Genomic DNA, 20,475 nt, shown 5'->3' with positions numbered 1-20,475 from the left:
CGGACCGAGGCGCGGGTCTACGCCGCGACGCGGGCGCCCTTTCCCTTCTTCTCGGCCTGAAGGTTCTCGGCCATCAGGAAAGCGAGCTCGATCGCCTGCTCGGCGTTGAGACGCGGGTCGCAATGGGTGTGGTAGCGGTCCGACAACGTGTCGGCCGTCACCGCCCGCGCGCCGCCGGTGCACTCGGTCACATTGGTGCCGGTCATCTCGATATGGATGCCGCCGGCGTGGGTGCCCTCGTCCCGGTGCACGGCGAAGAAGGACTGAACCTCCTTCACGATCCGGTCGAACGGCCGCGTCTTGTAGCCGGCCATCGACACGGTGTTGCCGTGCATCGGATCGCAGGACCAGACGACCTTGCGCCCTTCCCGCTCCACCGCCCGGATCAGCGCCGGAAGATGATCCATCACCTTGTCCGCCCCGAAGCGGCAGATCAGCGTCATCCGACCCGACTCGTTCTGCGGGTTGAGGACGTCGAGCAGCTCGAGAAGGCCGTCCGGCGACAGCGACGGGCCGCATTTGAGACCGAGCGGGTTCTTCACGCCGCGGCAATATTCGACGTGCGCATGGTCCGGCTGACGGGTGCGATCGCCGATCCAGATCATGTGGCCGGACGTGTCGTAATAATCGCCCGTCAGGGAATCGACGCGGGTGAACGCCTCCTCGTAGCCGAGAAGCAGCGCCTCGTGGCTGGTGAAGAGGTCGGTCGACTGAAGCTGCGGCGTGTTCTTCGATTCGATGCCGCAGGCGCGCATGAAATCGAGGCTCTCGGAAATCCGGTCAGCCAAGTTACGGTATCGATGGCCCTGCGGCGAATCCTCCACAAATCCCAGCATCCAGGTGTGGACGTTGTCGAGGTTCGCATAACCACCCTGCGCGAAGGCGCGCAAAAGGTTGAGCGTCGCGGCCGACTGACGGAACGCCATCTCCATCCGCTCCGGATTGGGCGTACGGCCTTCGGGCGTGAAGGCGATGTCGTTGACGATGTCACCGCGATAGGACGGCAGCTCCACGCCGTCCTGCGTCTCGACCGCCGAGGACCGCGGCTTGGCGAATTGGCCGGCGATGCGGCCCACCTTCGTCACCGGAGAGGCGGCGCCGTAGGTGAGGACGACGGCCATCTGTAGAAAGACGCGAAAAAAGTCCCGGATCCCGTCGGGATGGTGCTCGGCAAAGGCCTCCGCGCAGTCGCCGCCCTGCAGCAGGAAACCGTTGCCCTCGGCGACGCGGGCGAGCTCGGCCTTGAGGGCGCGAGCTTCACCGGCAAACACCAGCGGCGGATAGGACGCAAGACGCGCCTCGACGGCACGCACGGCATCCTCATCCGGATACTCGGGCAATTGCTTGGCCGGCTTTGCACGCCAGCTTGAGGGACTCCAGGTTTTCGCGTTCGAGATCATGGCACTCACCAACTGTTTCGCGGCGGACCGCCGTCATCCGCCGGCAAGAGCCTCGCGTCAACATTTGATAGCATCCGATCGACCAATTTTCGCTCATCGGCGCTCAATTGTTGCGCACGAGGATACCTCGGTTTGGCGCGATCGTCGACGATCGGAACGGACCAACCTTCCGTGGTCTCCATGAAGCGAGACACGCCGTCGGCGCCGAATTCTCGCAAGAAGCCTTGCAGGATGCAGTCGATATAACTGAGCGTGATGGGATTGTCTTCGTCGCCGAAATGATCGGACCCGGCAGACGCTTTGAAGATCAGCATCGGCCCATCGAGCGACAGGCCGTCCGCGTAGTCGGCCCCCGAAAGCGGGATCGCGTCATAGCGATATTCTCGCGCTTCGATCGTCGGCCAATAGGTATCATCGAAGGTGCACAGTAGGCCCTCGATCTCGCTCCCCGCGTCCTCCATGACCGACACCGCGCACACGCCGCCCGTCACCTCGCGGCTCGAGGCGCGCCAGGCGCGGCGCCAACCTTTGACCCGCGCGGGCCGCACGTCGATCGTCTCGGGCAGCGTCGCCCGGTTGACCAGTGATCCGTATCCGAAAACCGAAAAGCTCAAGCTGCCTCGCGACGAAGCTGGCGGGTCGGGGAGCGCATCGTGACGAGCTCCTCCGCCGCGGTGGGATGAACGGCGACGGTGGCGTCGAAGTCGGCCTTGGTCGCACCCATTTTGACGGCGATGCCGAGAACCTGGGCCAACTCGCCCGCCCCGTGCCCCATGACATGGACGCCGAGGACGCGGTCGGTCTCGCCATCGACGATGACCTTCATGAACGTGCGCTCGTCCCGCCCGGTCAGCGTGTGGAGCATCGGACGGAAGCTCGTCGCGTAGACGTCGACCGCATCATAGACCTCGAGCGCCTCCTCCTCGGTGAGGCCGACGGTGCCGAGCTCGGGCTGGGAGAACACCGCCGTCGGGACCAGCGTGTGGTCGACCTTGCGCGGGGTGTCGCCGAACACGGTGTCGGCGAAAGCGTGGCCCTCGCGGATCGCGACGGGGGTGAGATTGATGCGGTCCGTCACGTCGCCGATCGCGTAGATCGACGGGACGGAGGTCCGGCTTTCATGGTCGACGCACACCGCGCCGCGCTCGTTGAGCGTCACCCCAACCGCATCGAGGCCGAGCCCTTCGGTCGCCGGCCGGCGGCCTGTGGCGAAGAGGATCGCGTCGGCGGCGAGCGTCTCGCCCGACCGCGTGGTGGCGAGGAGTTCCTCGCCCCGCTTCTCGATGTTGGTGAAGATCGTGTCGAAGCGGAAATCGACGCCCTTCTTCTCCATCTCGGCGCGCAGATTGCCGCGCAATTCGTCGTCGAAGCCGCGCAGGATCTCGGAGCCGCGATAAATCAGCGTCGTCTCCGTGCCGAGGCCGTTGAAGATCCCGGCAAACTCCACCGCGATATAGCCACCACCGGCGACGAGAAGGCGCTTCGGCTGCCTCTTCAGATAAAACACCTCGTTCGAGGTGACGACGTGCTCGATGCCGGGAAGCGTGGTGTCGAGCCAGGGCCGGCCGCCGGTCGCCACGAGGATCACGCGCGCCGTCACGGTGCGCTCTTCCATCGCGATGCGCACCTGGTGCGGCCCCTCGATGGCGGCGCTGCTCATGAACAGCTCGACGCCGGAATTCGTCAGATTGCGGATATAGATCGCGTTGAGGCGGTCGATCTCGCGGTCCTTGTGGCCGATGAAGGTCGGCCAGTCGAAGGTCGCTTCGCCGCTCGTCCAGCCATAGCCGGCCGCGTCCTCGAAATGCTCGGAGAATTGCGAGGCGTAGACCATCAGCTTCTTCGGCACGCAGCCGCGAATGACGCATGTGCCGCCGACGCGATGTTCCTCGGCGATCGCCACTTTCGCGCCGTGTTGGGCGGCGATCCGCGCCGCGCGCACCCCGCCGGAGCCAGCGCCGATGACGAAAAGGTCGTAATCGTATTGGCTCACCAGTCCGCTCCTTGCCTCGTCGGCACCGACGGTCGCCGGCACCGATCGTCGCCGACATCGCCGGCATCCACCGGGGCGCCACTGCGCCCGCGTCAAATCCGCTCGTCATATGGGCGCGGATTCGCCGATTGCGTCCGTGTCGGGCGCGGATCAGATCCGCGCTCGGACATGCCGGCGGAGCGCGACACGGCTCGCGCGCCGCGAACGCTCGGCAGAAAGCGCGGCCCGCCTGGACATGAACCGTCCAACCGGGCCGGCAAAGGGCGCCACTTCACGCCATGATCAAAGGGCGGTGAGCGCACCGCTCCCGACATTAAGAGGGCGGTGAAAACACCGCCCGCGCCCCGCGATCGCGGGACGCGTGCGCCTTAGAGCAGGCCGTCTTCGCGCAGCTTGGCGCGCGTCGCCTCGACCATCTCGTTCGACAGACGCTCTTCCCACTGGCGTGCCGCACCGATCGACAGTGCGGTGATCACCGGGGTCTCCTCGGCGAACTTCGTGCCGACCGGCGATTCGAAGAACGCCTTCAGCTCGTTGAGCTCCTCCTCGGAAAAGCGGCGCGCCCAAACGAGCTGCATCGTGTTCGACAGCTCGACGCGGCGCTTTGCGAAATCGATCGCGATCTCCATCACCGTGTCCTCGATCTCACGCGTCAGCGCGGGATTGGACCGGATGAAGACCCCGCGGGTCTGCTCGGCGAGGCGGGGCAGGATGTCGTCGAACCCTTCGTCGGAATGGGTCAGATCGATCACATCCTGCGCGGCCTGCAGGTGGGATTGGGTGAAGTCCTCGTCCGTCTGCGCCGGCTGCGGAGCAGGCGCTTCGTTCTGTGCGGCGGCGGGTCCCGCCATCACGAGGCCGGCGAAGAGCGCGGCAATCAGAGAGGTGGTACGCATCGGGGCATCCCTAAACAGGCAGCATTGCATCGTCGGCTTGAAGCAATTCGCGCCGCAACTTGCAAGGTCTGGCGGCTGGCCACCCCCCAAAGGGTGCGCTATGCCCCCCTCTCGCCTCCCCCGATCAGCGCACGAGACATGATGACAGTGGATAGATTGGCCGTGTTCGACCTCGACGGAACGCTCGTCGATACGGCGCCCGACCTCGTCGACACCTGCAACGTCGTGCTCGCCGCACGCGGCATCGCGACCGTCGATCCCGCGCGGCTGCGCTATGAAATCGGAATGGGCGCCCGCGCGATGATCGAAGGCGCCCTCCGCATCAACGGGGTGACGCTCGGTGCCGACGAACTCGACCGCGCGCACGAGGAGTTCCTCACCCACTATGCGAGCCGGATCGATAAATTGAGCCGCCCCTTCCCGGAGCTCCTCGCCGCGCTCGACCGTCTGACGGTCGAAAATGTCGCGCTCGCGGTCTGCACCAACAAGGCCGAAGGGCTCGCCCGCCAGCTTCTCGACGCGCTCGGCCTCTCCCCGCGATTCGTCGTCGTCACCGGCGGCGATACGTTCGCGGTGAAAAAACCCGACCCCGCCCACCTCCTCCAGACGATCGCGCTCGCCGGCGGCGACAAGGATCGCTGCGTCTATGTCGGCGACAGCCGCATCGATCGGGAGACAGCCGCCGCGGCCGGCATTCCGATGGTCGGCCTCACCTACGGTTATTCGGACGTGCCGATGACCGAGCTCGCGCCGGAGCGCCTGCTCGCCCCCGGCGAGGATGTCGGCGCGGCGATCCTGTCCCTCTTCGTGGATGAGGTGAGCGCGGCCTGACGCGCCGCGCCCGCTCAACCCGTGCGGTCGAGCGGGAGCACGGCGGTAAAGGTGGAGCCGCGCGGCCCGCTGCGCTCCAGCTTCAAATCGCCGCCGAGACGGACCATGATCTGCCGTGAGATCGCAAGGCCGAGCCCCGCCCCGTTCCGCGTGTTCGCGCCCCAGGCGGCGCCGAACTTCGTGAAGAGGCGCGGGCGGAGGCCGTCCGGCACACCCGCCCCGTGATCGGAGACGCGCAGCACCGCCGCCCCCTCCTCCGCCGCCACGGCGACCGTCACCTCCGGCGGATCGCCGTGGAATTTCACCGCGTTCGAAATGAGGTTGACGAGCACCTGCTTCAGCCGGTCGCCGTCCGCCGCCACATGGACCGGCGCCGGCGCGTCGATCTTGATCGTCACGCCGTTGCGCTCGGCAAACCCCTCCATCGCCGCGGCGGATGCGGCGACGATCGACGCCGCGTCGACGCGCTTGACGGTGATCGGCGCAATTCCGGCTTCGAGCCGTGACAGGTCGAGAATATCGTCGAGCAGGCGGGTGAGCCGCTCCGATTCGGTGAAAATGATCTCGATGAAGCGGGCCGAGCGGTCCGCGTCGGCCGGGCCGTCGCGCAGGAGCTCCGCAAAGGCGCGTACGGCCGTCAGCGGCGTGCGCATCTCGTGGCTGACGCGGCTCAGAAAATCGTCCTTTTCCTGCAACAATTCGGTGAGCGTCGCGTTCGCCGTGCGCAATTCGGCGGCGGTGCGCTCGAGCTCGACGGAGCGCACGCCGAGATGGCGCGCCGCCTCGATCGCGTCCTGCGTCTCGCGCAAGAGGGTGATCGCCGCGTCGACGCTGAGCGGCTCGCCCGTTGCGACGCGGGTCACCATGGTGTGCGCCGAGGCGGCGCCGACGGCATAGCCGATCTCGCGCTCGACGTGCGAGACGAAGGCGCTGTCGAGCGCCTGATGGTCGGTCGTGCCGCCCTCCTCGGCGAACATCGCATGGGCGCGCGCCGGGCCCAGAATGCGCTGGGTGAGGCGGTAGAGATCGCGCCGGCTCACGGAACGGCGCAAGGTGGGCTCCGGGCCGCCGCGATGGAGCGCGTCGACGAACAAGGTCGCCTGAAGTTGGTCGATCGCCGCCCCCTCGGTCGCGAGCGAGACGGCGACGTAGAGCGCGGTGTTGAGCGCGAGAGACAAGGTTACGCCGAACACCAGCGGATCGACCGCGCCCGGCCCCGACGCCATCCGCTCGGTGAGGACGAGCTCGCGCAAGACGAGGACGAACCCGTCCCCCGCCCCGAAACTCGGCAAAAGCAGCGTGACGATCCACACCGCCGCGCCCGCGACGAGGCCGGCCGTCGCCCCGAACCGGTTCGCCCGCCGCCAGAACAGCCCACCGAAGAGCGCCGGCGCGAATTGGGCGACCCCGGCAAAGGCGATCAACCCGATCGAGGCGAGCCCGTTGTCCGCCCCAGAGGCGCGGCTATAGAGATAGCCGAGCGTCAGGATGACGACGATCGCGACGCGCCGCGTGAAGAGGACGGCGGCGGTGAGCCCCGTCGCCTCGCGCGATGGCCGATCGGCGAGCTCCGGCGCGACGAGATGGTTGGAGATCATCACCGCGAGCGCCAACGACGCGACGATCACCATCGACGTCGCGGCCGACAGTCCGCCGATGAAGGCGACGAGCGCGAGCGCGCTCACCCCTTCGGCGAGTGGTACGGTGAGGACGAAGAGGTCCGGCTCGGCTCCGGCCGGCAGATGGGTGAGGCCGGCCGCCGCAATCGGCAGCACCGCGAGCGTGATCAGGAAAAGGTAGAGCGGAAAGAGCCACGACGCCGCCGCGAGATGCCGCTCGTCGCGATTTTCGACCACCGTCACCTGGAACTGGCGCGGCAGGCACACGATCGCGATCGCCGAAAGGGTGGACAGGATCACCCACCGCACGCTGCGCTCGGCCGGCATCGCGGCGACGTTGCGCATCGCCTCGTGCCAATCGGCGAACGCCGCCCCCTCCGCCGGGCCGCTCCGAATGAGGAGGACCGCGAAGAGGCTGATCGCGAGCAAGGCGGCGAGCTTCACCACCGATTCGAAGGCGATCGCCGCGACGATGCCGGGTTGGCTCTCGTCGGCGTTCAGCCGGCGCGTGCCGAACAGGCAGACGAAGAAGCACATCGCGACCGCCACCCAGAAGCCGGTATCGGCCCCGTCCGCCCCCTCCCCGACCAGCGCCGAGAAAGAGCGCGAGATGGCGAGGAGTTGGAGCGCGATATATGGCGTGATCGAGGCAATCGCGATCAATGTGACGAGCACCGCAACGGGGCGGCTCTTGCCGTAGCGGGCAGAGAGGAAGTCGGCGATCGAGGTGATGCGCTGCGCCTTCGCGATCCGCACGAGCTTCGGCAGGAAGACCCACCAGGCCATCAGGACGAGGGTCGGCCCGATATAGATCGTGACGAATTCGAGCCCCGAGCGCACTGCCGTTCCGACCGCGCCATAGAAGGTCCACGAGGTGCAGTAGACGGCGAGCGACAGGGTGTAGACGACGGGCGAGAAGAGCCCGACGCCGCGCCCCGCCGCCGCGAGCCTGTCGGTCGCGAAGGCGATGACGAAGAGGAGCGCGAGGTAGGAGCCTCCGACCGCGAGGACGAGGGGCGAAGCGAGCATCAGTCCCGCATCCCGCGATTGAGAAGGCGCGTCAGGAGGATCCCGAGAAGCCAGGCGGCGAACACGTAGATGACGAGCGAGGGAACGCCGAAGACCGTCCATTCGCGCTGGGCGAGCGCAAGGGCCGTCGGCGTGAAGAGCAGCGGCCCGCCGACGGCGACGATGGTGCGCAGGTCCGTCCGTTCCGGGGCGATCGGCTCCGGCGGCGCGCGCGGAGGCTCCTCGCGCTTCACGCCTCGGCGAGCAGCGTGCGCACGGTCTCCATGAGCGCACGATTGGAGAAGGGCTTCGTCACGAACGCGTCGACGCCGAGCGCTTCCATGCGGGCCCGGTCGGCGGCCTGTCCCTTCGCGGTGAGAACGCACGTCTTCGGCCGCACCGCGAGCCCCCGGACAGCCTCGGCGACGTCGAAACCGGAGCGACCGGGCAGCATGATATCGAGCACGATGAGGTCGTAATCGCCGACCGCCGTCATCGCCTCCTCGCCGTTCGCGATCACCTTCGCCGTGATCCCCTCCCGCTCCAGCAGGTAGACGAGCGCCTCGGCGATGTGCGGCTCGTCCTCGACGATCAAAACCCGCGTCATCGCCTAATCCTCCCGTCCGCCATGGGCGCGCTGACCACAGCCCGGACGCTTGCAGGAAAGGCACTCGTAGCCGGCGCGGGTGATGAGGCTTTCCCGCCCGGAGGCGAACGCGTCGCCATAGACGATCGCATCGGCGTGGGCGGCGTCGACGCCGAGCATCACCGCAAAGCGCGTCGGCGGCTGGGCCTGGCGGCGCGGCGCCTTTTCGACGGCGCGGGCGATGAAGAGGAAATGCTCACCCTCGAGGTCGGCGAGCTGGGCGATGGTGCGCCCCGGCTGGCCGAATGCCTCGTAGATGGCCCAGAGCGGGCAGGCACCGAACAGCGGCAGACGCAGCGTCGGCGTCGACAGGCGCTTCGACACCGTGCCCGCCGGATCGACCCGGAGAAAGGCGAACGGCACCCCCTCCGCCTCCGGCCGGCGCAAGGTCGCGAGGCGATGGGCGATCTGCTCGAAGCTCGCGCCGAAGCGGGCGGCGAGCTCGTCGACATCATAGCGCAGCGCCACGGCGGCGTCGTGGAAGGCCTCGTAGGGCATGAGATAGGCCCCCGCCGCATAGCGCGTGAGCGCCCCCCGTGCGCGCCGCTCGGCGCCTTCGGTGCGGAACTGGTGCCGTCCGAGCTCGGCCTCTACGACCGCGCCGAGTTCCTCCACCATCAGGGCGTACGCGGCGGCGAAACGGCCGCTCGGATCGGTCTGCGCGAAGGGCGGCGCGTCGAGCGCCTCGACGGCCATCTCGATCGCGTGGAAATAGTTGTTGCGGTCCTGAAGGAAGGCGTCGACCTCGCGCACGTCCGCGCCCGCGGCATCGACCGCGGTGCCGGATTGGAGCGCCTTGATCATCTCGCGCGCGACGTCGCTGAGGCGTGCACTCTCGGAGGCGAGCGTCTCGGTGAAGCGGCGGCGGTGCGCGTCCTCCATCGTGTCGAAGTCGGACAGGATCTCGGACGCGGCGCGGATCGAGGTGATCCGGCTCAGAATATCGTGCGCGAAGGAGATCCATTGCGGGTCGCGGGCGAACCGATCGGCGAGTCGGAAGGCGCGCGCCTCCGCGGTGAGCGCGCGGGCATGAAGTTCGAGAACGACGCTCGCCCAGTCCGGGGAATAGGCGACGAGGCCGGCCGCGTTGCCGGGAGAGCCGTCCGGCAGCGTCCGCGAGACCTCGGCGAGATCGGCGGCGAGGCGATCGTCGCTGACGGCGGTGAAGGCGTCGGCCGGGACGCCGAGCCGCTCGGCGATGCGGTTGAGAAGGCGTCCGCCGATCTGCCGCTTGTCGCTCTCGATCAACGACAGATAGGCCGACGACACGCCGACGGCGGACGCGAGATCGCGCTGCGTCACACCGGCGGTTCTGCGTTGCGTGCGAATCCGATCACCGATCGGAACGCGCTGCGCCGTCGTCATATCGTCCTCGCCCGTTTCCTCAACGGCCCCGTTCTTGTTGTCGCGTTTACAGGTGCCGTGCACTTAGCGTGTCGAGTTTACAGCGCTTTGCAAGCCCAAACGCGAAACAAATCGAGGCGTCGGGGATACTTTTTTCTGACACGGCGCTCCTCAGGTCCGCCAATCGACCGCCGTACCCCGGCATTTTCGCCCCATCTAAAATGATCGGCGCCTTAATTCTGGACGCGTCACCGCCTTGTGATTGAGTTTACAGTCTTCGCCCACCCAGAAGCAGATTTTTACAAATGTTTGACAACCGCAAACCTCTGCCTTGTGACGCCGAGACAGGCTGAATTAGACGTAAATAAGGCATTGGAGCCACGCCAAGAGCTTCAGCCAAGGGAGGACTTTTCAATGACCAAGTTCGAGCGTCCGTCTCGCCGAGGCTTCTTACAGGGCACCGCGATCGCCGGTGCCACGCTGGCCGTACCGACCTTCTTCACCCGCGGCGCCTGGGCTCAAGCGAATTTCTGTAACGCCCCCAAGGGCGCGAGCGTCGTGCTCGGCTTCAACGTCCCGCAGACCGGCTCCTATGCCGACGAGGGCGCTGACGAGCTGCGCGCCTATCAGCTCGCCGTGAAGCACCTCAACGGCGAGGGCGACGGCGGGATGCTGAACACGATGAAGCCCTCGAACCTCAAGGGGAACGGCATCCTCGGCAAGAAAGTCGAGTATGTGACCGGCGACACGCAGACGAAGTCCGACGCCGCCCGCGCCTCGGCCCGCCGAATGATCGAGAAGGACGGCGTCATCATGTTCGGCGGCGGTTCCTCCTCCGGCGTCGCGATCGCCCAGCAGTCGCTCGCCCAGGAAATCGGCGTCGTCTACATGTGCGGCCTCACCCACTCGAACGACACGACGGGCAAGGACAAGCGCCGCTACGGATTCCGCCACTTCTTCAACGCCTACATGTCCGGCGAGGCGCTCGGCCCGGTGCTCGCCGAAGTGATGGGCAAGGACCGCCGCGCCTATCACCTGACGGCCGATTATACCTGGGGCTGGACGCAGGAAGAATCGATCAAGAACGCCACCGAAGCCCTCGGCTGGGAGACGGCGCAGACCGTCCGCACCCCGCTCGGCGCCGGCGACTTCTCGCAATATCTGACGCCGGTCCTGAACTCGGGCGCCGACGTCCTCATCCTCAACCACTACGGCAACGACATGGTAAACTCGCTCACCCAGGCCGTGCAGTTCGGGATGCGCGACAAGCAGGTGAACGGCAAGCAGTTCGAGATCGTCGTGCCGCTCTATTCGGAGCTGATGGCCGAAGGCGCCGGCGAGGCGGTGAAGGGCATTTTCGGCACCTCCAACTGGGACTGGAAGCTGACCGACGAGGGCACCGCCGCCTTCACCAAGTCGTTCGGCCAGGAATATGGCCGTCCGCCCTCGCAGGCCGCCCACACCTGTTATGTGCAGACCCTCCTCTACGCCAACGCGGCCGAGACCGCCGGCACCTTCTACCCGCCCGAGGTGATCAAGGCGCTCGAGGGCTTCGAGTTCGACGGCATGGGCAACGGGCCGACCCTTTACCGGGCCGACGATCACCAGTGCTTCAAGGACGTGCTCGTGGTGCGCGGCAAGGAGAACCCGAGCTCCCAGTTCGACCTTCTCGAGGTCTACAAGGTCGTCCCGCGCGACCAGGTCACCTACAAGGCCGATATTTTCGGCGGTGAGCTCGGCCCCTACGAAGTGGCCGGCTGCGCCGCCTGACACCCGACCGATAACGGGCCGGCGCGCGCGCCGGTCCGCGTATCCGACGAGACGCGATGCGCCCGCGGCCCTCCGGCCGCGGCGAACGCGGATTTGTGGCCGCACGCGACGGGGAGTGCGATGGACGCCATCCTTCTTCAGGTTCTGAACGGTCTCGACAAAGGCGGCGCCTATGCGCTCATCGCCCTTGGCCTGACCCTCACATTCGGCACCCTCGGTGTCGTTAATTTCGCCCACGGCGCGCTCTTCATGCTGGGCGCCTTCTGCGCGGTCGGCCTCCAGGAGGTGCTGACCCTCTCGGTCCGCGTGCGCGACGAATCGATCACCTTCTTCGAGGCCTACAAGGAAGAGCCCTATCTCGTCCTCTGGTTCGGCGACACGGGCGCGGCGATCATCGACTGGGTGGTGCCGCTCTCCGTCCTCGTGACCATCCCGTTGATGCTGCTCATCGGCGTCGCGTTCGAGCGCGGTCTGATCCGCTTCTTCTACAAGCGCCCGCACGCCGAGCAGATCCTCGTCACCTTCGGCCTCGCGATCGTCATCCAGGAGCTGATCAAGGCCGGCTTCGGCGCCAACCCGATCCCGATTTCGGCGCCCGAGATCGCCCGCGGCTCGGCCGATATCGGTGCGATGCTCGGGCTATCGGGCGTCCTCACCTATCCCTGGTGGCGGCTCATCTATCTCGCCTCGTCGCTCTTCATCATCGGCGGCGTCTTCGCCTTCCTCAACCTCACCACCTACGGCATGGTGGTGCGCGCGGGGATGGCCGACCGGGAGACGGTCCAGCTCCTCGGCATCAACATCCAGCGGCGCTTCACGGTGGTCTTCGGCCTCGCCGCGGTCGTCGCCGGTCTCGCCGGCGCCCTCTACACCCCGATCCTGACGCCGAATTATCATATCGGCATGGACTTCCTGGTCCTGTCCTTCGTGGTCGTCGTGGTGGGTGGAATGGGCTCGCTCGGCGGGGCGGTTCTCGCCGGCTTCCTGCTCGGCATCCTGCAATCCTTCGCCTCGCTCAACGAGGTGAAGTCGATCCTGCCCGGCATCGACCAGATCATCATCTATCTCGTCGCTGTCGTGGTGCTTCTCGCGAGGCCGCGCGGGCTGCTCGGCCGCCGCGGCGTGATGGAGGCGTAGGCGATGGATACGACGAACACCACCGCCGACTTGAAGTCCGCGACGATGGACGCCGACACGCACTCGGCCCACTATCACACCAAGTCCGAGGTGCCGACGCAGCTTCCGCCGCTCGGCCCCGACATGCGCCCCTTGTGGCCGCCCAAGGTCGACATCCTGATGACGGTCCTCTTCGGGATCGCCGTCTTCTCGATGCCGATCTGGCTCCAGCCCTTCGGCGCGGCCTACCCGGACCTCATGCAGCGCTTCGCGATCTTCGGGATCTTCGCGATCGGCTTCAACATCCTGTTCGGGCTGACCGGCTACCTCTCCTTCGGCCACGCCGCCTTTCTCGGTATCGGCTCCTATGCGGCGGTCTGGTCGTTCAAGCTCCTGTCGCTCAACGTCGTGCCGGCGATCATCCTCTCGGTGTTGATCGCGGGCGTCTTCGCGGCGGCGATCGGTTATGTCTCGCTGCGCCGGTCGGGCATCTACTTCTCGATCCTGACGCTCGCCTTCGCGCAGATGTGCTACAATCTCGCCTATTCGGTGCTCACCCCGATCACCAACGGCGAGACCGGGCTTCGCGTCCTGCGGAACGATCCGCGCGTGCTCGACGCGCTCGTCGGCTCGTCCGAAGTCGCCATCCCCCGCGCCTCCTTTTTCGGCATCTCGATGACGGGGATGGCCGGGTTCTGGGCCTGCGCGGTCTGTCTGATGATCGCCTTCTATATCGCGCTGCGGATCACCCGCTCGCCCTTCGGCATGATGCTGCGCGGCATCAAGTCGAACCAGACGCGCATGGCCTATGTCGGCTTCAACACGCGGCCTTATACGCTCGTCGCCTTCATCGTGTCGGGCATGTATGCGGGCCTTGCCGGAGCGCTCCTTGCGGTCGTCGACCCACTCGCCGGCGCGGAGCGGATGCAATGGACGGCCTCGGGCGAAGTCGTGCTGATGACGATCCTCGGCGGGGCGGGCACCCTCCTCGGCCCGTTCATCGGCGCGGTTCTCATCAAATATTTCGAGAACATCTTCTCCGCGCTCGGCCACACCACCCTGTCGGACGCCTTCTCGTTCCTGCCCGACGGCGTCCGCGAGTTCGCCGTCAGCATCGTCTCGCCCTTCGTCGGCGAGGGGTGGCATCTCACGCTCGGCGTTCTCTTCGTCCTCGTCGTGATCTTCCTGCCGGGCGGGCTTGCCGAAGGCTTCAGACGGATCGGCCGCATGTTCCGCGGCGGCAACAAGTCGGAGACGTCATCATGAAGGGGAACGCCGTCCTGCACGTCGCCGACGTTCAGAAGAATTTCGCAGGGCTTCGGGCGCTGTCCGACATCGATCTCATGATCGAAGAGGGCAAGACCCACGCGATCATCGGGCCCAACGGGGCCGGCAAGTCGACGCTCCTCAATGTGTGCGTCGGCCGCATCGCCCCGGACGAAGGCGCGGTCGTCTTCAAGGGCCAGGTGATCACCGGCAAGAAGCCGCACGAGATCAACCAGCTCGGCATCGCCCGCGTCTTCCAGACGCCGGAGATCTTTCCCGACCTCACGCTCCTCCAGAACGTGATGGCGCCCGCTTATGCGCGGCGCGACGGTCCGATCCGGCTGAATCTCCTCTCCGCCCTCGACGCCGACAAGGACGTGCGCGCCGAGGCCGAGCACGTGCTTCTCGATCTCGGCCTCATCGAGAAGCGCCACCACGAGGCGGCCTCGCTCTCACGCGGCGACAAGCGACGCCTCGAGCTTGCGATGTGCCTCGTTCAGCACCCCTCCCTCCTACTCCTCGACGAGCCGACCGCCGGCATGAGCCGGCTCGACACCAACCGGACGATCGACATCCTGAAACGCATCAAGGAGCGCGGGATGACGAAGGTGATCATCGAGCACGACATGCACGTCGTCTTCTCCCTCGCCGACAAGGTGTCGGTGCTCGCCCAGGGGCGGATCATCGCCGAGGGCACGCCAGACGAAGTGCGCGCCGACCCCCGCGTGCAGGAAGCCTATCTCGGAGGAGCCCACTGATGGCCGCGATCGACACCGCCGCGGAGGCCCCCTCCGGCCCGCGGGCCGCCCCGGAGAAGGAAGCCTTCTTCCGGTGCGAGGACGTTCACGCCTATTACGGCGAGAGCTATATCGTCCAAGGCGTCTCATTCGGCGTGAAGGAGGGCGAAGTCGTCGCCCTTCTCGGCCGCAACGGCGCGGGCAAGACCTCGACCTTGCGCACCATCGCACGGATCGACACCCCGCAATTGCGGCGCGGCTCGATCCATCTCGGCGCGCACGACCTCACCAAGATGACGTCCTATCAGGCCGCCCGCCTCGGCGTGCAGCTCGTGCCGGAGGATCGGCGGATCATCGCCGGCCTCACCGTGGAGGAGAACCTCCAGCTCAGCCAGATCGCCGAGCCGAAAGGCTGGGAGCTCGCGCGGATCTACGAGCATTTCCCGCGCCTTGCCGAACGGCGCCGCCAGGAGGCGGTGACGATGTCGGGCGGCGAGCAGCAGATGCTGGCGGTCGCCCGCGCCCTCGCCCGCGATATCAAGCTCCTCCTCCTCGACGAGCCCTATGAAGGCCTCGCCCCGGTGATCGTGCAGGAGATCGAGAACATCGTCGCCGAGATCAAGGCGCTCGGCATCACGACGATCATGGTGGAGCAGAACGCGATCGCCGCCCTTCACCTCGCCGACCGGGCGATCATCATGGACATGGGCGAGATCGTGCACACCGGAAGCGCCGCCGACGTCCTCGCCGACAAGGCGCTGCGCGAGGAATTCCTCGCCGTGTGAGCCCCGGCCAGGCCGCCGCCGAGGCGGGCCGGAGGGGCGAGACGGGCGCGGGCGCGGCACCATCCGCGCTTGCGGACCCATGGAAGCGGCCCGATGATGGACGCCCGCGCACACGCGCGCGCTTCCATCCTGAGGACCGCTCCTTGGCCGATCCCACGTCCCCGCCGATCTTCGACGGCCACAACGACATCCTGTCCAAGCTCGCCGCCACCGGCCCGGCCGGGGCGGTGAACCGTTTCCGGTCCAACCCGTCCGCCGCGATCGACGCCGCCCGCGCCAAGGTTGGCGGGTTCGCCGGCGGGTTCTTCGCCGTCTGGGTGCCGTCCTCCAATATCGGCGGACCGGATTATGGGGCGATGTCCTCCCCCCGTTTCAGCGTGCCCTTGCCGCCGGAGGTTCCGCACGATGAAGGGGTCGCCGCCGCGGCGATGCAGATCTCGATCCTCACCGAACTGGAGCGGGCGGGCGAAGTGCGGATCTGCCGCACGGCCGCGGCGCTCGAAGAGACGATCGGCGCGAACGGTCCGCTGGCCGCGATCCTCCATATCGAGGGCGCGGAGGCGATCGACCGCGACCTCTTTTTGCTCGACGTCTTCCATGCGGCGGGGCTCCGCTCGCTGGGGCCGGTGTGGAGCCGGCCGAACCGCTTCGGCCACGGCGTCCCCTTCCGCTTTCCGAGCTCGCCCGACACCGGCCCCGGCCTCACCGCGGACGGGATCCGCCTCGTCGAGCGATGCAACGCGCTCGGCATCATGGTGGACCTCTCCCACATCACCGAGCAGGGCTTCTGGGACATCGCCAAGCGCTCCGACAAGCCGCTCGTCGCGACCCACTCGAACGCCCATGCGCTCTGCGCCACCGCCCGCAACCTCACCGACAGGCAGCTCGCCGCGATCGCGGAGACCGGCGGCATGGTGGGTGTCAACTTCGCGACGGCCTTCTTGCGCGAGGACGGGCGGATGCTGCCCAACGTCCCGGTCGAACGCGTTCTCGACCATATCGACCACCTCCTCGCCCATCTCGGCGAAGACGGTGTCGGCCTCGGCTCGGACTATGACGGCGCCCTCGTCCCCGAGGCGCTCACCGGCATCGAGACGTTGCCGTTGCTGCGCGAGGCGATGCGCGCCCGCTATGGCGAGACGGTTTGCGAGAAATTGTGCTGGCGCAACTGGGTGCGCGTGCTGAAGGCGACCTGGGGCGCGTGATCGCCCCCGCCCGGCGCCGCTGAAGACGAGCGCACGGCGCGCCCTGTCTCCTCGGCCACCCTCGCCCGGATGATCCGGGCGCGTGCCCGCCCGCGCGTCAGATCTGCGCGAGCGTCCAGTTCACGATATCGGCCGAGAGCTGTTGAACGGCCTGGTTCATGCCGACCATCGCCGGCTCCGGCGCGTCGGACGAGAGCGGCACCATCGTGTCGAAGATGCGGCTCGACAGGACGCGGCCGTTCGAATCGTTGAGGAGCTTCACCGCGACGACGACACGCGCCTTGTCGCCGGCATAGGTCTCGACCTGGAAGGAGCGCACCTCGGTCACGACCTGGTAGTTGATGAGGAGGCTCTGCCCCGGAAGGCCGACCGCATTGACGCGCCCGGTGTTCTGGAACGTGTCGAGCAGCACCCGCTGAAGCACCCGCGGAACGGTGTCCTGATAGGCGACCTCGGGATAGTAGGAGATCGTCAGCTCGGTCGGTTTGACGGCGATCTTGTTCGACGCCAACGCCTCCAGCGCGCGCGGCTCCGGCACCAGGATCTGCGCGGTCGTCCCGCGCGAGACCGGCGGTGTGGGCGAGGCGGTCAGCTCATAGATCGCGGAGATCTGCTCTCCCCCGCCGCACGCGGCGAGGGTGAGCGCTGCCACCAACGCAAGGATCCGGCTCAGCCCCATCATCGACGTTGCGGCTGGTACCGCGGGCCGTTCGGGCCGCCGAAGATCACGCGGCTTGGGTCTCTGTCAAAACTCGACACGGTGCTCTCGATCGACGCCAAAGTACTTCTTCCTTGGTTGATGAGCGTCCGCAGATCGTCAAGGCCGCCCTTCGAGAAGCGGCCGACTCCGCTGGCGATTTCATCGGCGCGTGATGCAAATGCAGCAGCGACTTGATTCACCGACCCGGCCGCGTTGCTGACATTGGCGATCATCCCCTGGACCGGACCGTCGAGGAGACCGTTGGCGCGGTTCATCACCGCGCCGACCTGCTCGGACGCCCGCTCGAGGTTCGCGACGATGCGCTGAGCCCGGTCGAGGATCTCCTTCATCGTCCCGTCTTCACCGCCCATCGTGCCCAGCGCATCGCTGAGGCCGCGGGAGGCATTGGAGATGTTGTCGATCGCCTGACCGATCTCGCCGGTGCGGGCGGCGACGGCGGAGACGACCGTACGGACATCGGTGAGGATGTCGTTGAGGGCTTCGGTGTTCACCTCCGAGAGCGTGGAGGACACCGACTTCACGGCCTCGTCCACCCCGTCGACGATTTCGCTGACGCGCGGCGCGGCCTCGCCCAGCGCCCCGCCGAGCTTGGCGACGCCGTCGATCGCCTGGTCGATGTCGGCGGTGCGGGCCGAAACCGTCTGCGTCACCTCGTTCACCTGCTTCACCACCGTGTCGGCGGTCGTGATGATCGCGCTGATCTGCTCGCTCGATTGCGAGAGCGTCTCGGTCACGTTGCGGACATTGCCGACGATGGTGGAGATCGCGGCCGGGTCGATCGACCCGAGCGCGTCGGAGAAGTTGGTGACGCCCGGCTCGACGCGCTGCAGGAGCGTCGGCAAGCCCTCGGCGAAGGTGCGGGCGCTGCCGATCGCCTCGCGGGCGTCGGCGATGCCGGCGGTGATCGTGTCGAGCTCGCTGCGGAAGCGGGCCGTGATGGCCGAGACGTCGGCGAGCGTCGTGTCGGCATTGGTCACGATCGCCTCGACCCGCGGCGACTGAGCGGCGAGCGCGTCGGAAAGCGACTTCACATTGGTCACGATGCCGCCGACGGCCTCCGGGTCGATCGACGCGAAGACGTTCGCGACATTCTCGATGCCGGGACGCAGCGTGTCGGTGAACTCCGGCAACGATGCGGCGAAGGTCTGGACCGACGCGGTGATCGTATCGACGCGGTCGATGACCTCGCCGATCTGGGGCGTCCGGGCTGCGAGCGCGGTCGCGACTTCGTCGATGCTGCCCGCCGCACCCGAGACGTTGTCGATGAGGCTCGCCATCTGGTCCCGCTTCTGCGCGAGCGCCGTGGTGACGGCGGCAACGTCGCGCTGGATCACGCCGATCGCTTCGGGATCGAGCGCGGAGAGCGCGGCGGAGGCGTTGTCGATGCCGGGCCGCAGCGAGGCGACGAGGCCCGGAAGATCGGCCGAAGCCGTGCGCAAGGAGGTCGAAACCGCCTCGGCATTGTCGAGGAAGGTGTTGATCTGCGGCAGCTTCTCGGAGAGCGCCGTCGCGATCTCGCCGGACCGCTGGGCAACCCCGGTCGCCGCCTCGACGAGCGGGCCGATATTGGCCGACTGCGCCGCCATCGCGTCGGCGAACGTGCCGACGTCCGCGACCACTTTGTTGATCGCTTCGGCGTTGACCGCGCTGACGACACCGCGCGCGTCCTGCAAGAGGCCGCTCGCATCGGTGAGGATCTGCGGGGCGCTGTTCGAGGCCTCGCGCAGGTTGGCGATGAGCTGGCTCGTGTCGTCGATCGTCTTTTCGATGACGGCGTTGCGGGCGGCCACGGACCGCGCGATCTGGTCGATGCTCTCTGCCGCGTCGGTCGCCGAATCGATCAACGCGCCGAACGCTTCGGTGCGCGAGGCAAGGCCCGTGCTGATCGACTGGACGCTATCGATGATCGCCGTCACCCGCTCGGGCGAAATCGCCTCGAGCGAACGGCTGAAGCTCTCGATGGCCGGGGTCGCGGCGGCGACGGCGCCGCGCGCATCGGCGATCAGCGTTCCGGCATCGTCGACCGCCTGGCCGATCGCCTCCCGCTTGCCGGCGAGGGTCTCGGTGATGTCGCGCACATTGCCGCTCACGACGGTCACGTTGTCGACGAGGGTGCCGATTTCCTCGGAGCGGCCGGAAAAGACGCTGGTCGCGGCGCGCACATTCTGGACGATCTCGTTGATCGCCTGATCGTCGATCGCGGAGATGACGTTGCCGGCCGCGCGGATCGAATCGCCGAGGACGCCCGCCGCGTCGTCGAGCCGGACGACAAGGCCGTTGACGGTCCCGACGATCGATTCGGCCTGCTGGCTGATCTGCGGCAGCGTCGCGGTGAAGGTCTCGACATTGTCGACGATCTCGCCGACGCGCTGCGGGTTGATCGCCGTCAGGATCTCGTTGGCGTTGTCGACGATGCTCGTGACGTGCGGGACCGTGGTCGCGACGGCGTCGGCCGCGCTCGAGATATTGTCGATGAGGCCGGAGATCTGCGGGCCGGACGCGGCGAGCGCGTCGGAGAAGGTCCGCACGTTGCCGACCACCGCGTTGACGTCCGAGCGGTTCGACGACAGGAGGCTGTTCACCTCGTCGAGCGTGCTGTTGAGATTGCGCAGGACATTCTGCGCGCTGTCGATGACGTTGGTGAAGGTCGACGTCGCGGCGTAGATCGTCGGCGGCGTGGTCTCGTCGTCGTCCGTCGAGGCGAAGAGCGAGGGCGCGGCCTCACTGCCGCCGCTCAAGGAGATGTAGGCGACGCCGGTGAGCCCCTGGAAGCTCAGCGTCGCGACCGTGTCGGTCTTGATCGGCGCGCGCTGGCTGAGCCGCGTGATGGCGATCACATTGTCGCCGCCTTCCGGCGCGAATTCGAGCCGTGTCACCTCGCCGACGCGAATGCCGTTGAAGAGCACCGACCCGCCATTCGACAACCCCGTGACGGGTTCGGGAAAGACGATGCGGACGACTTCCGTCGCCCCGGAATTGGCCGAGCGGTAAAACCAGTAGAGCGCCGCCATCGCCGCGCAGAGCACGACGATGACGAAGGCGCCAATGGCCACATAGTTCGCACGCGTTTCCATCGTTCAACTCAGCTCGCTGTACGGATCCGGGGTCGAAGTCTCCCGATGCCCTTCGGACGTTGCC

The 20,475-nt window shown here is 67.2% G+C and carries 17 protein-coding genes; 7 read left to right on the top strand and 10 right to left on the bottom strand.

Translation table 11 applies throughout. The annotated features are described in order from the left end of the window. Positions 1-17 precede the first annotated feature (17 nt). From L1787_RS05370 to L1787_RS05355, 4 genes are all read right to left on the bottom strand, one after another. Positions 18-1,400, bottom strand: coding sequence for a class II 3-deoxy-7-phosphoheptulonate synthase (locus L1787_RS05370; RefSeq protein WP_235707506.1), 1,383 nt, complete (start codon positions 1,398-1,400; stop codon positions 18-20). Positions 1,401-1,405: 5 nt separating this feature from the next. After that, positions 1,406-2,014, bottom strand: coding sequence for a gamma-glutamylcyclotransferase family protein (locus L1787_RS05365; RefSeq protein ID WP_235707505.1), 609 nt, complete (start codon positions 2,012-2,014; stop codon positions 1,406-1,408). After that, complete coding sequence (gene gor / locus L1787_RS05360; protein ID WP_235707504.1) at positions 2,011-3,393, bottom strand: glutathione-disulfide reductase; 1,383 nt, start codon at positions 3,391-3,393, stop codon at positions 2,011-2,013. Before gor ends, L1787_RS05365 begins: the two co-directional genes overlap by 4 nt. 368 nt (positions 3,394-3,761) lie before the next feature. Continuing rightward, entirely contained in the window at positions 3,762-4,289 is a 528-nt protein-coding gene (locus L1787_RS05355) for a DUF2059 domain-containing protein (protein ID WP_235707503.1), read from the bottom strand. Between the two features lie 147 nt (positions 4,290-4,436). On the opposite strand from L1787_RS05355, the gene gph reads away from it, so the two are divergent. Beyond that, positions 4,437-5,120: a phosphoglycolate phosphatase gene (gph, locus tag L1787_RS05350; protein WP_235707502.1), complete on the top strand. Its 684-nt coding sequence runs from the start codon at positions 4,437-4,439 to the stop codon at positions 5,118-5,120. A 14-nt stretch (positions 5,121-5,134) separates the two neighbouring features. Here the strand turns inward: gph and L1787_RS05345 are convergent, their stop codons facing one another. Genes L1787_RS05345 through L1787_RS05330 form a run of 4 tightly spaced genes read right to left on the bottom strand, consistent with a single transcriptional unit; the run spans position 5,135 to position 9,758 of the window. Continuing rightward, the gene (locus L1787_RS05345; protein ID WP_235707501.1) at positions 5,135-7,768 is read right to left on the bottom strand and encodes a sensor histidine kinase; all 2,634 of its coding nucleotides are present in this window, start codon (positions 7,766-7,768) and stop codon (positions 5,135-5,137) included. After that, positions 7,768-8,001 (bottom strand): hypothetical protein, encoded by a 234-nt coding sequence (locus L1787_RS05340; RefSeq protein ID WP_235707500.1) that lies wholly within the window; start codon positions 7,999-8,001, stop codon positions 7,768-7,770. Before L1787_RS05340 ends, L1787_RS05345 begins: the two co-directional genes overlap by 1 nt. Continuing rightward, the gene (locus L1787_RS05335; protein WP_235707499.1) at positions 7,998-8,354 is read right to left on the bottom strand and encodes a response regulator transcription factor; all 357 of its coding nucleotides are present in this window, start codon (positions 8,352-8,354) and stop codon (positions 7,998-8,000) included. Before L1787_RS05335 ends, L1787_RS05340 begins: the two co-directional genes overlap by 4 nt. A gap of 3 nt (positions 8,355-8,357) precedes the next feature. Further along, positions 8,358-9,758, bottom strand: a complete 1,401-nt coding sequence (locus L1787_RS05330) for a helix-turn-helix domain-containing protein (protein ID WP_235707498.1) — start codon at positions 9,756-9,758, stop codon at positions 8,358-8,360. A gap of 393 nt (positions 9,759-10,151) precedes the next feature. Between L1787_RS05330 and L1787_RS05325 the strand changes: the two genes are divergently transcribed. The 6 genes from L1787_RS05325 (at position 10,152) to L1787_RS05300 (ending at position 16,616) form a co-directional block, all read left to right on the top strand. Further along, positions 10,152-11,507 (top strand): ABC transporter substrate-binding protein, encoded by a 1,356-nt coding sequence (locus tag L1787_RS05325; RefSeq protein ID WP_235707497.1) that lies wholly within the window; start codon positions 10,152-10,154, stop codon positions 11,505-11,507. A 120-nt stretch (positions 11,508-11,627) separates the two neighbouring features. Next, positions 11,628-12,644, top strand: a complete 1,017-nt coding sequence (locus tag L1787_RS05320; RefSeq protein WP_235707496.1) for a branched-chain amino acid ABC transporter permease — start codon at positions 11,628-11,630, stop codon at positions 12,642-12,644. A gap of 123 nt (positions 12,645-12,767) precedes the next feature. Further along, positions 12,768-13,889, top strand: coding sequence for a branched-chain amino acid ABC transporter permease (locus L1787_RS05315; RefSeq protein ID WP_439648262.1), 1,122 nt, complete (start codon positions 12,768-12,770; stop codon positions 13,887-13,889). Next, positions 13,886-14,647: an ABC transporter ATP-binding protein gene (locus tag L1787_RS05310; RefSeq protein ID WP_235707495.1), complete on the top strand. Its 762-nt coding sequence runs from the start codon at positions 13,886-13,888 to the stop codon at positions 14,645-14,647. The genes L1787_RS05315 and L1787_RS05310 overlap by 4 nt, the downstream gene beginning before the upstream one ends. Beyond that, positions 14,647-15,411: an ABC transporter ATP-binding protein gene (locus L1787_RS05305; protein WP_235707494.1), complete on the top strand. Its 765-nt coding sequence runs from the start codon at positions 14,647-14,649 to the stop codon at positions 15,409-15,411. Before L1787_RS05310 ends, L1787_RS05305 begins: the two co-directional genes overlap by 1 nt. A gap of 143 nt (positions 15,412-15,554) precedes the next feature. Continuing rightward, the gene (locus L1787_RS05300) at positions 15,555-16,616 is read left to right on the top strand and encodes a dipeptidase (protein WP_235707493.1); all 1,062 of its coding nucleotides are present in this window, start codon (positions 15,555-15,557) and stop codon (positions 16,614-16,616) included. Positions 16,617-16,713: 97 nt separating this feature from the next. On the opposite strand, the gene L1787_RS05295 is transcribed toward L1787_RS05300, so the two are convergent. After that, positions 16,714-17,268 (bottom strand): ABC-type transport auxiliary lipoprotein family protein, encoded by a 555-nt coding sequence (locus L1787_RS05295; protein WP_235707492.1) that lies wholly within the window; start codon positions 17,266-17,268, stop codon positions 16,714-16,716. A gap of 26 nt (positions 17,269-17,294) precedes the next feature. Further along, positions 17,295-20,411, bottom strand: coding sequence for an MlaD family protein (locus L1787_RS05290; protein WP_235707491.1), 3,117 nt, complete (start codon positions 20,409-20,411; stop codon positions 17,295-17,297). Positions 20,412-20,475 lie beyond the last annotated feature (64 nt).

Origin of the sequence: Acuticoccus kalidii, assembly GCF_021556395.1 — a bacterium.
GTDB classification, from domain to species: domain Bacteria; phylum Pseudomonadota; class Alphaproteobacteria; order Rhizobiales; family Amorphaceae; genus Acuticoccus; species Acuticoccus kalidii.
Note: the sequence above shows the minus strand (reverse complement) of the source record. Positions and strands in the feature narration are given on the sequence as shown.

What these genes read in the sequence shown, in the direction of transcription:
- L1787_RS05320 (WP_235707496.1), top strand. Translation starts at nt 11,628, where the DNA reads ATGGACGCCATCCTTCTTCAGGTTCTGAACGGTCTCGACAAAGGCGGC.
- L1787_RS05310 (WP_235707495.1), top strand. Translation starts at nt 13,886, where the DNA reads ATGAAGGGGAACGCCGTCCTGCACGTCGCCGACGTTCAGAAGAATTTC.
- L1787_RS05335 (WP_235707499.1), bottom strand. Translation starts at nt 8,354, where the DNA reads ATGACGCGGGTTTTGATCGTCGAGGACGAGCCGCACATCGCCGAGGCG.
- L1787_RS05325 (WP_235707497.1), top strand. Translation starts at nt 10,152, where the DNA reads ATGACCAAGTTCGAGCGTCCGTCTCGCCGAGGCTTCTTACAGGGCACC.
- L1787_RS05305 (WP_235707494.1), top strand. Translation starts at nt 14,647, where the DNA reads ATGGCCGCGATCGACACCGCCGCGGAGGCCCCCTCCGGCCCGCGGGCC.
- L1787_RS05290 (WP_235707491.1), bottom strand. Translation starts at nt 20,411, where the DNA reads ATGGAAACGCGTGCGAACTATGTGGCCATTGGCGCCTTCGTCATCGTC.
- L1787_RS05330 (WP_235707498.1), bottom strand. Translation starts at nt 9,758, where the DNA reads ATGACGACGGCGCAGCGCGTTCCGATCGGTGATCGGATTCGCACGCAA.
- L1787_RS05345 (WP_235707501.1), bottom strand. Translation starts at nt 7,768, where the DNA reads ATGCTCGCTTCGCCCCTCGTCCTCGCGGTCGGAGGCTCCTACCTCGCG.
- L1787_RS05355 (WP_235707503.1), bottom strand. Translation starts at nt 4,289, where the DNA reads ATGCGTACCACCTCTCTGATTGCCGCGCTCTTCGCCGGCCTCGTGATG.
- L1787_RS05315 (WP_439648262.1), top strand. Translation starts at nt 12,768, where the DNA reads ATGCGCCCCTTGTGGCCGCCCAAGGTCGACATCCTGATGACGGTCCTC.
- L1787_RS05370 (WP_235707506.1), bottom strand. Translation starts at nt 1,400, where the DNA reads ATGATCTCGAACGCGAAAACCTGGAGTCCCTCAAGCTGGCGTGCAAAG.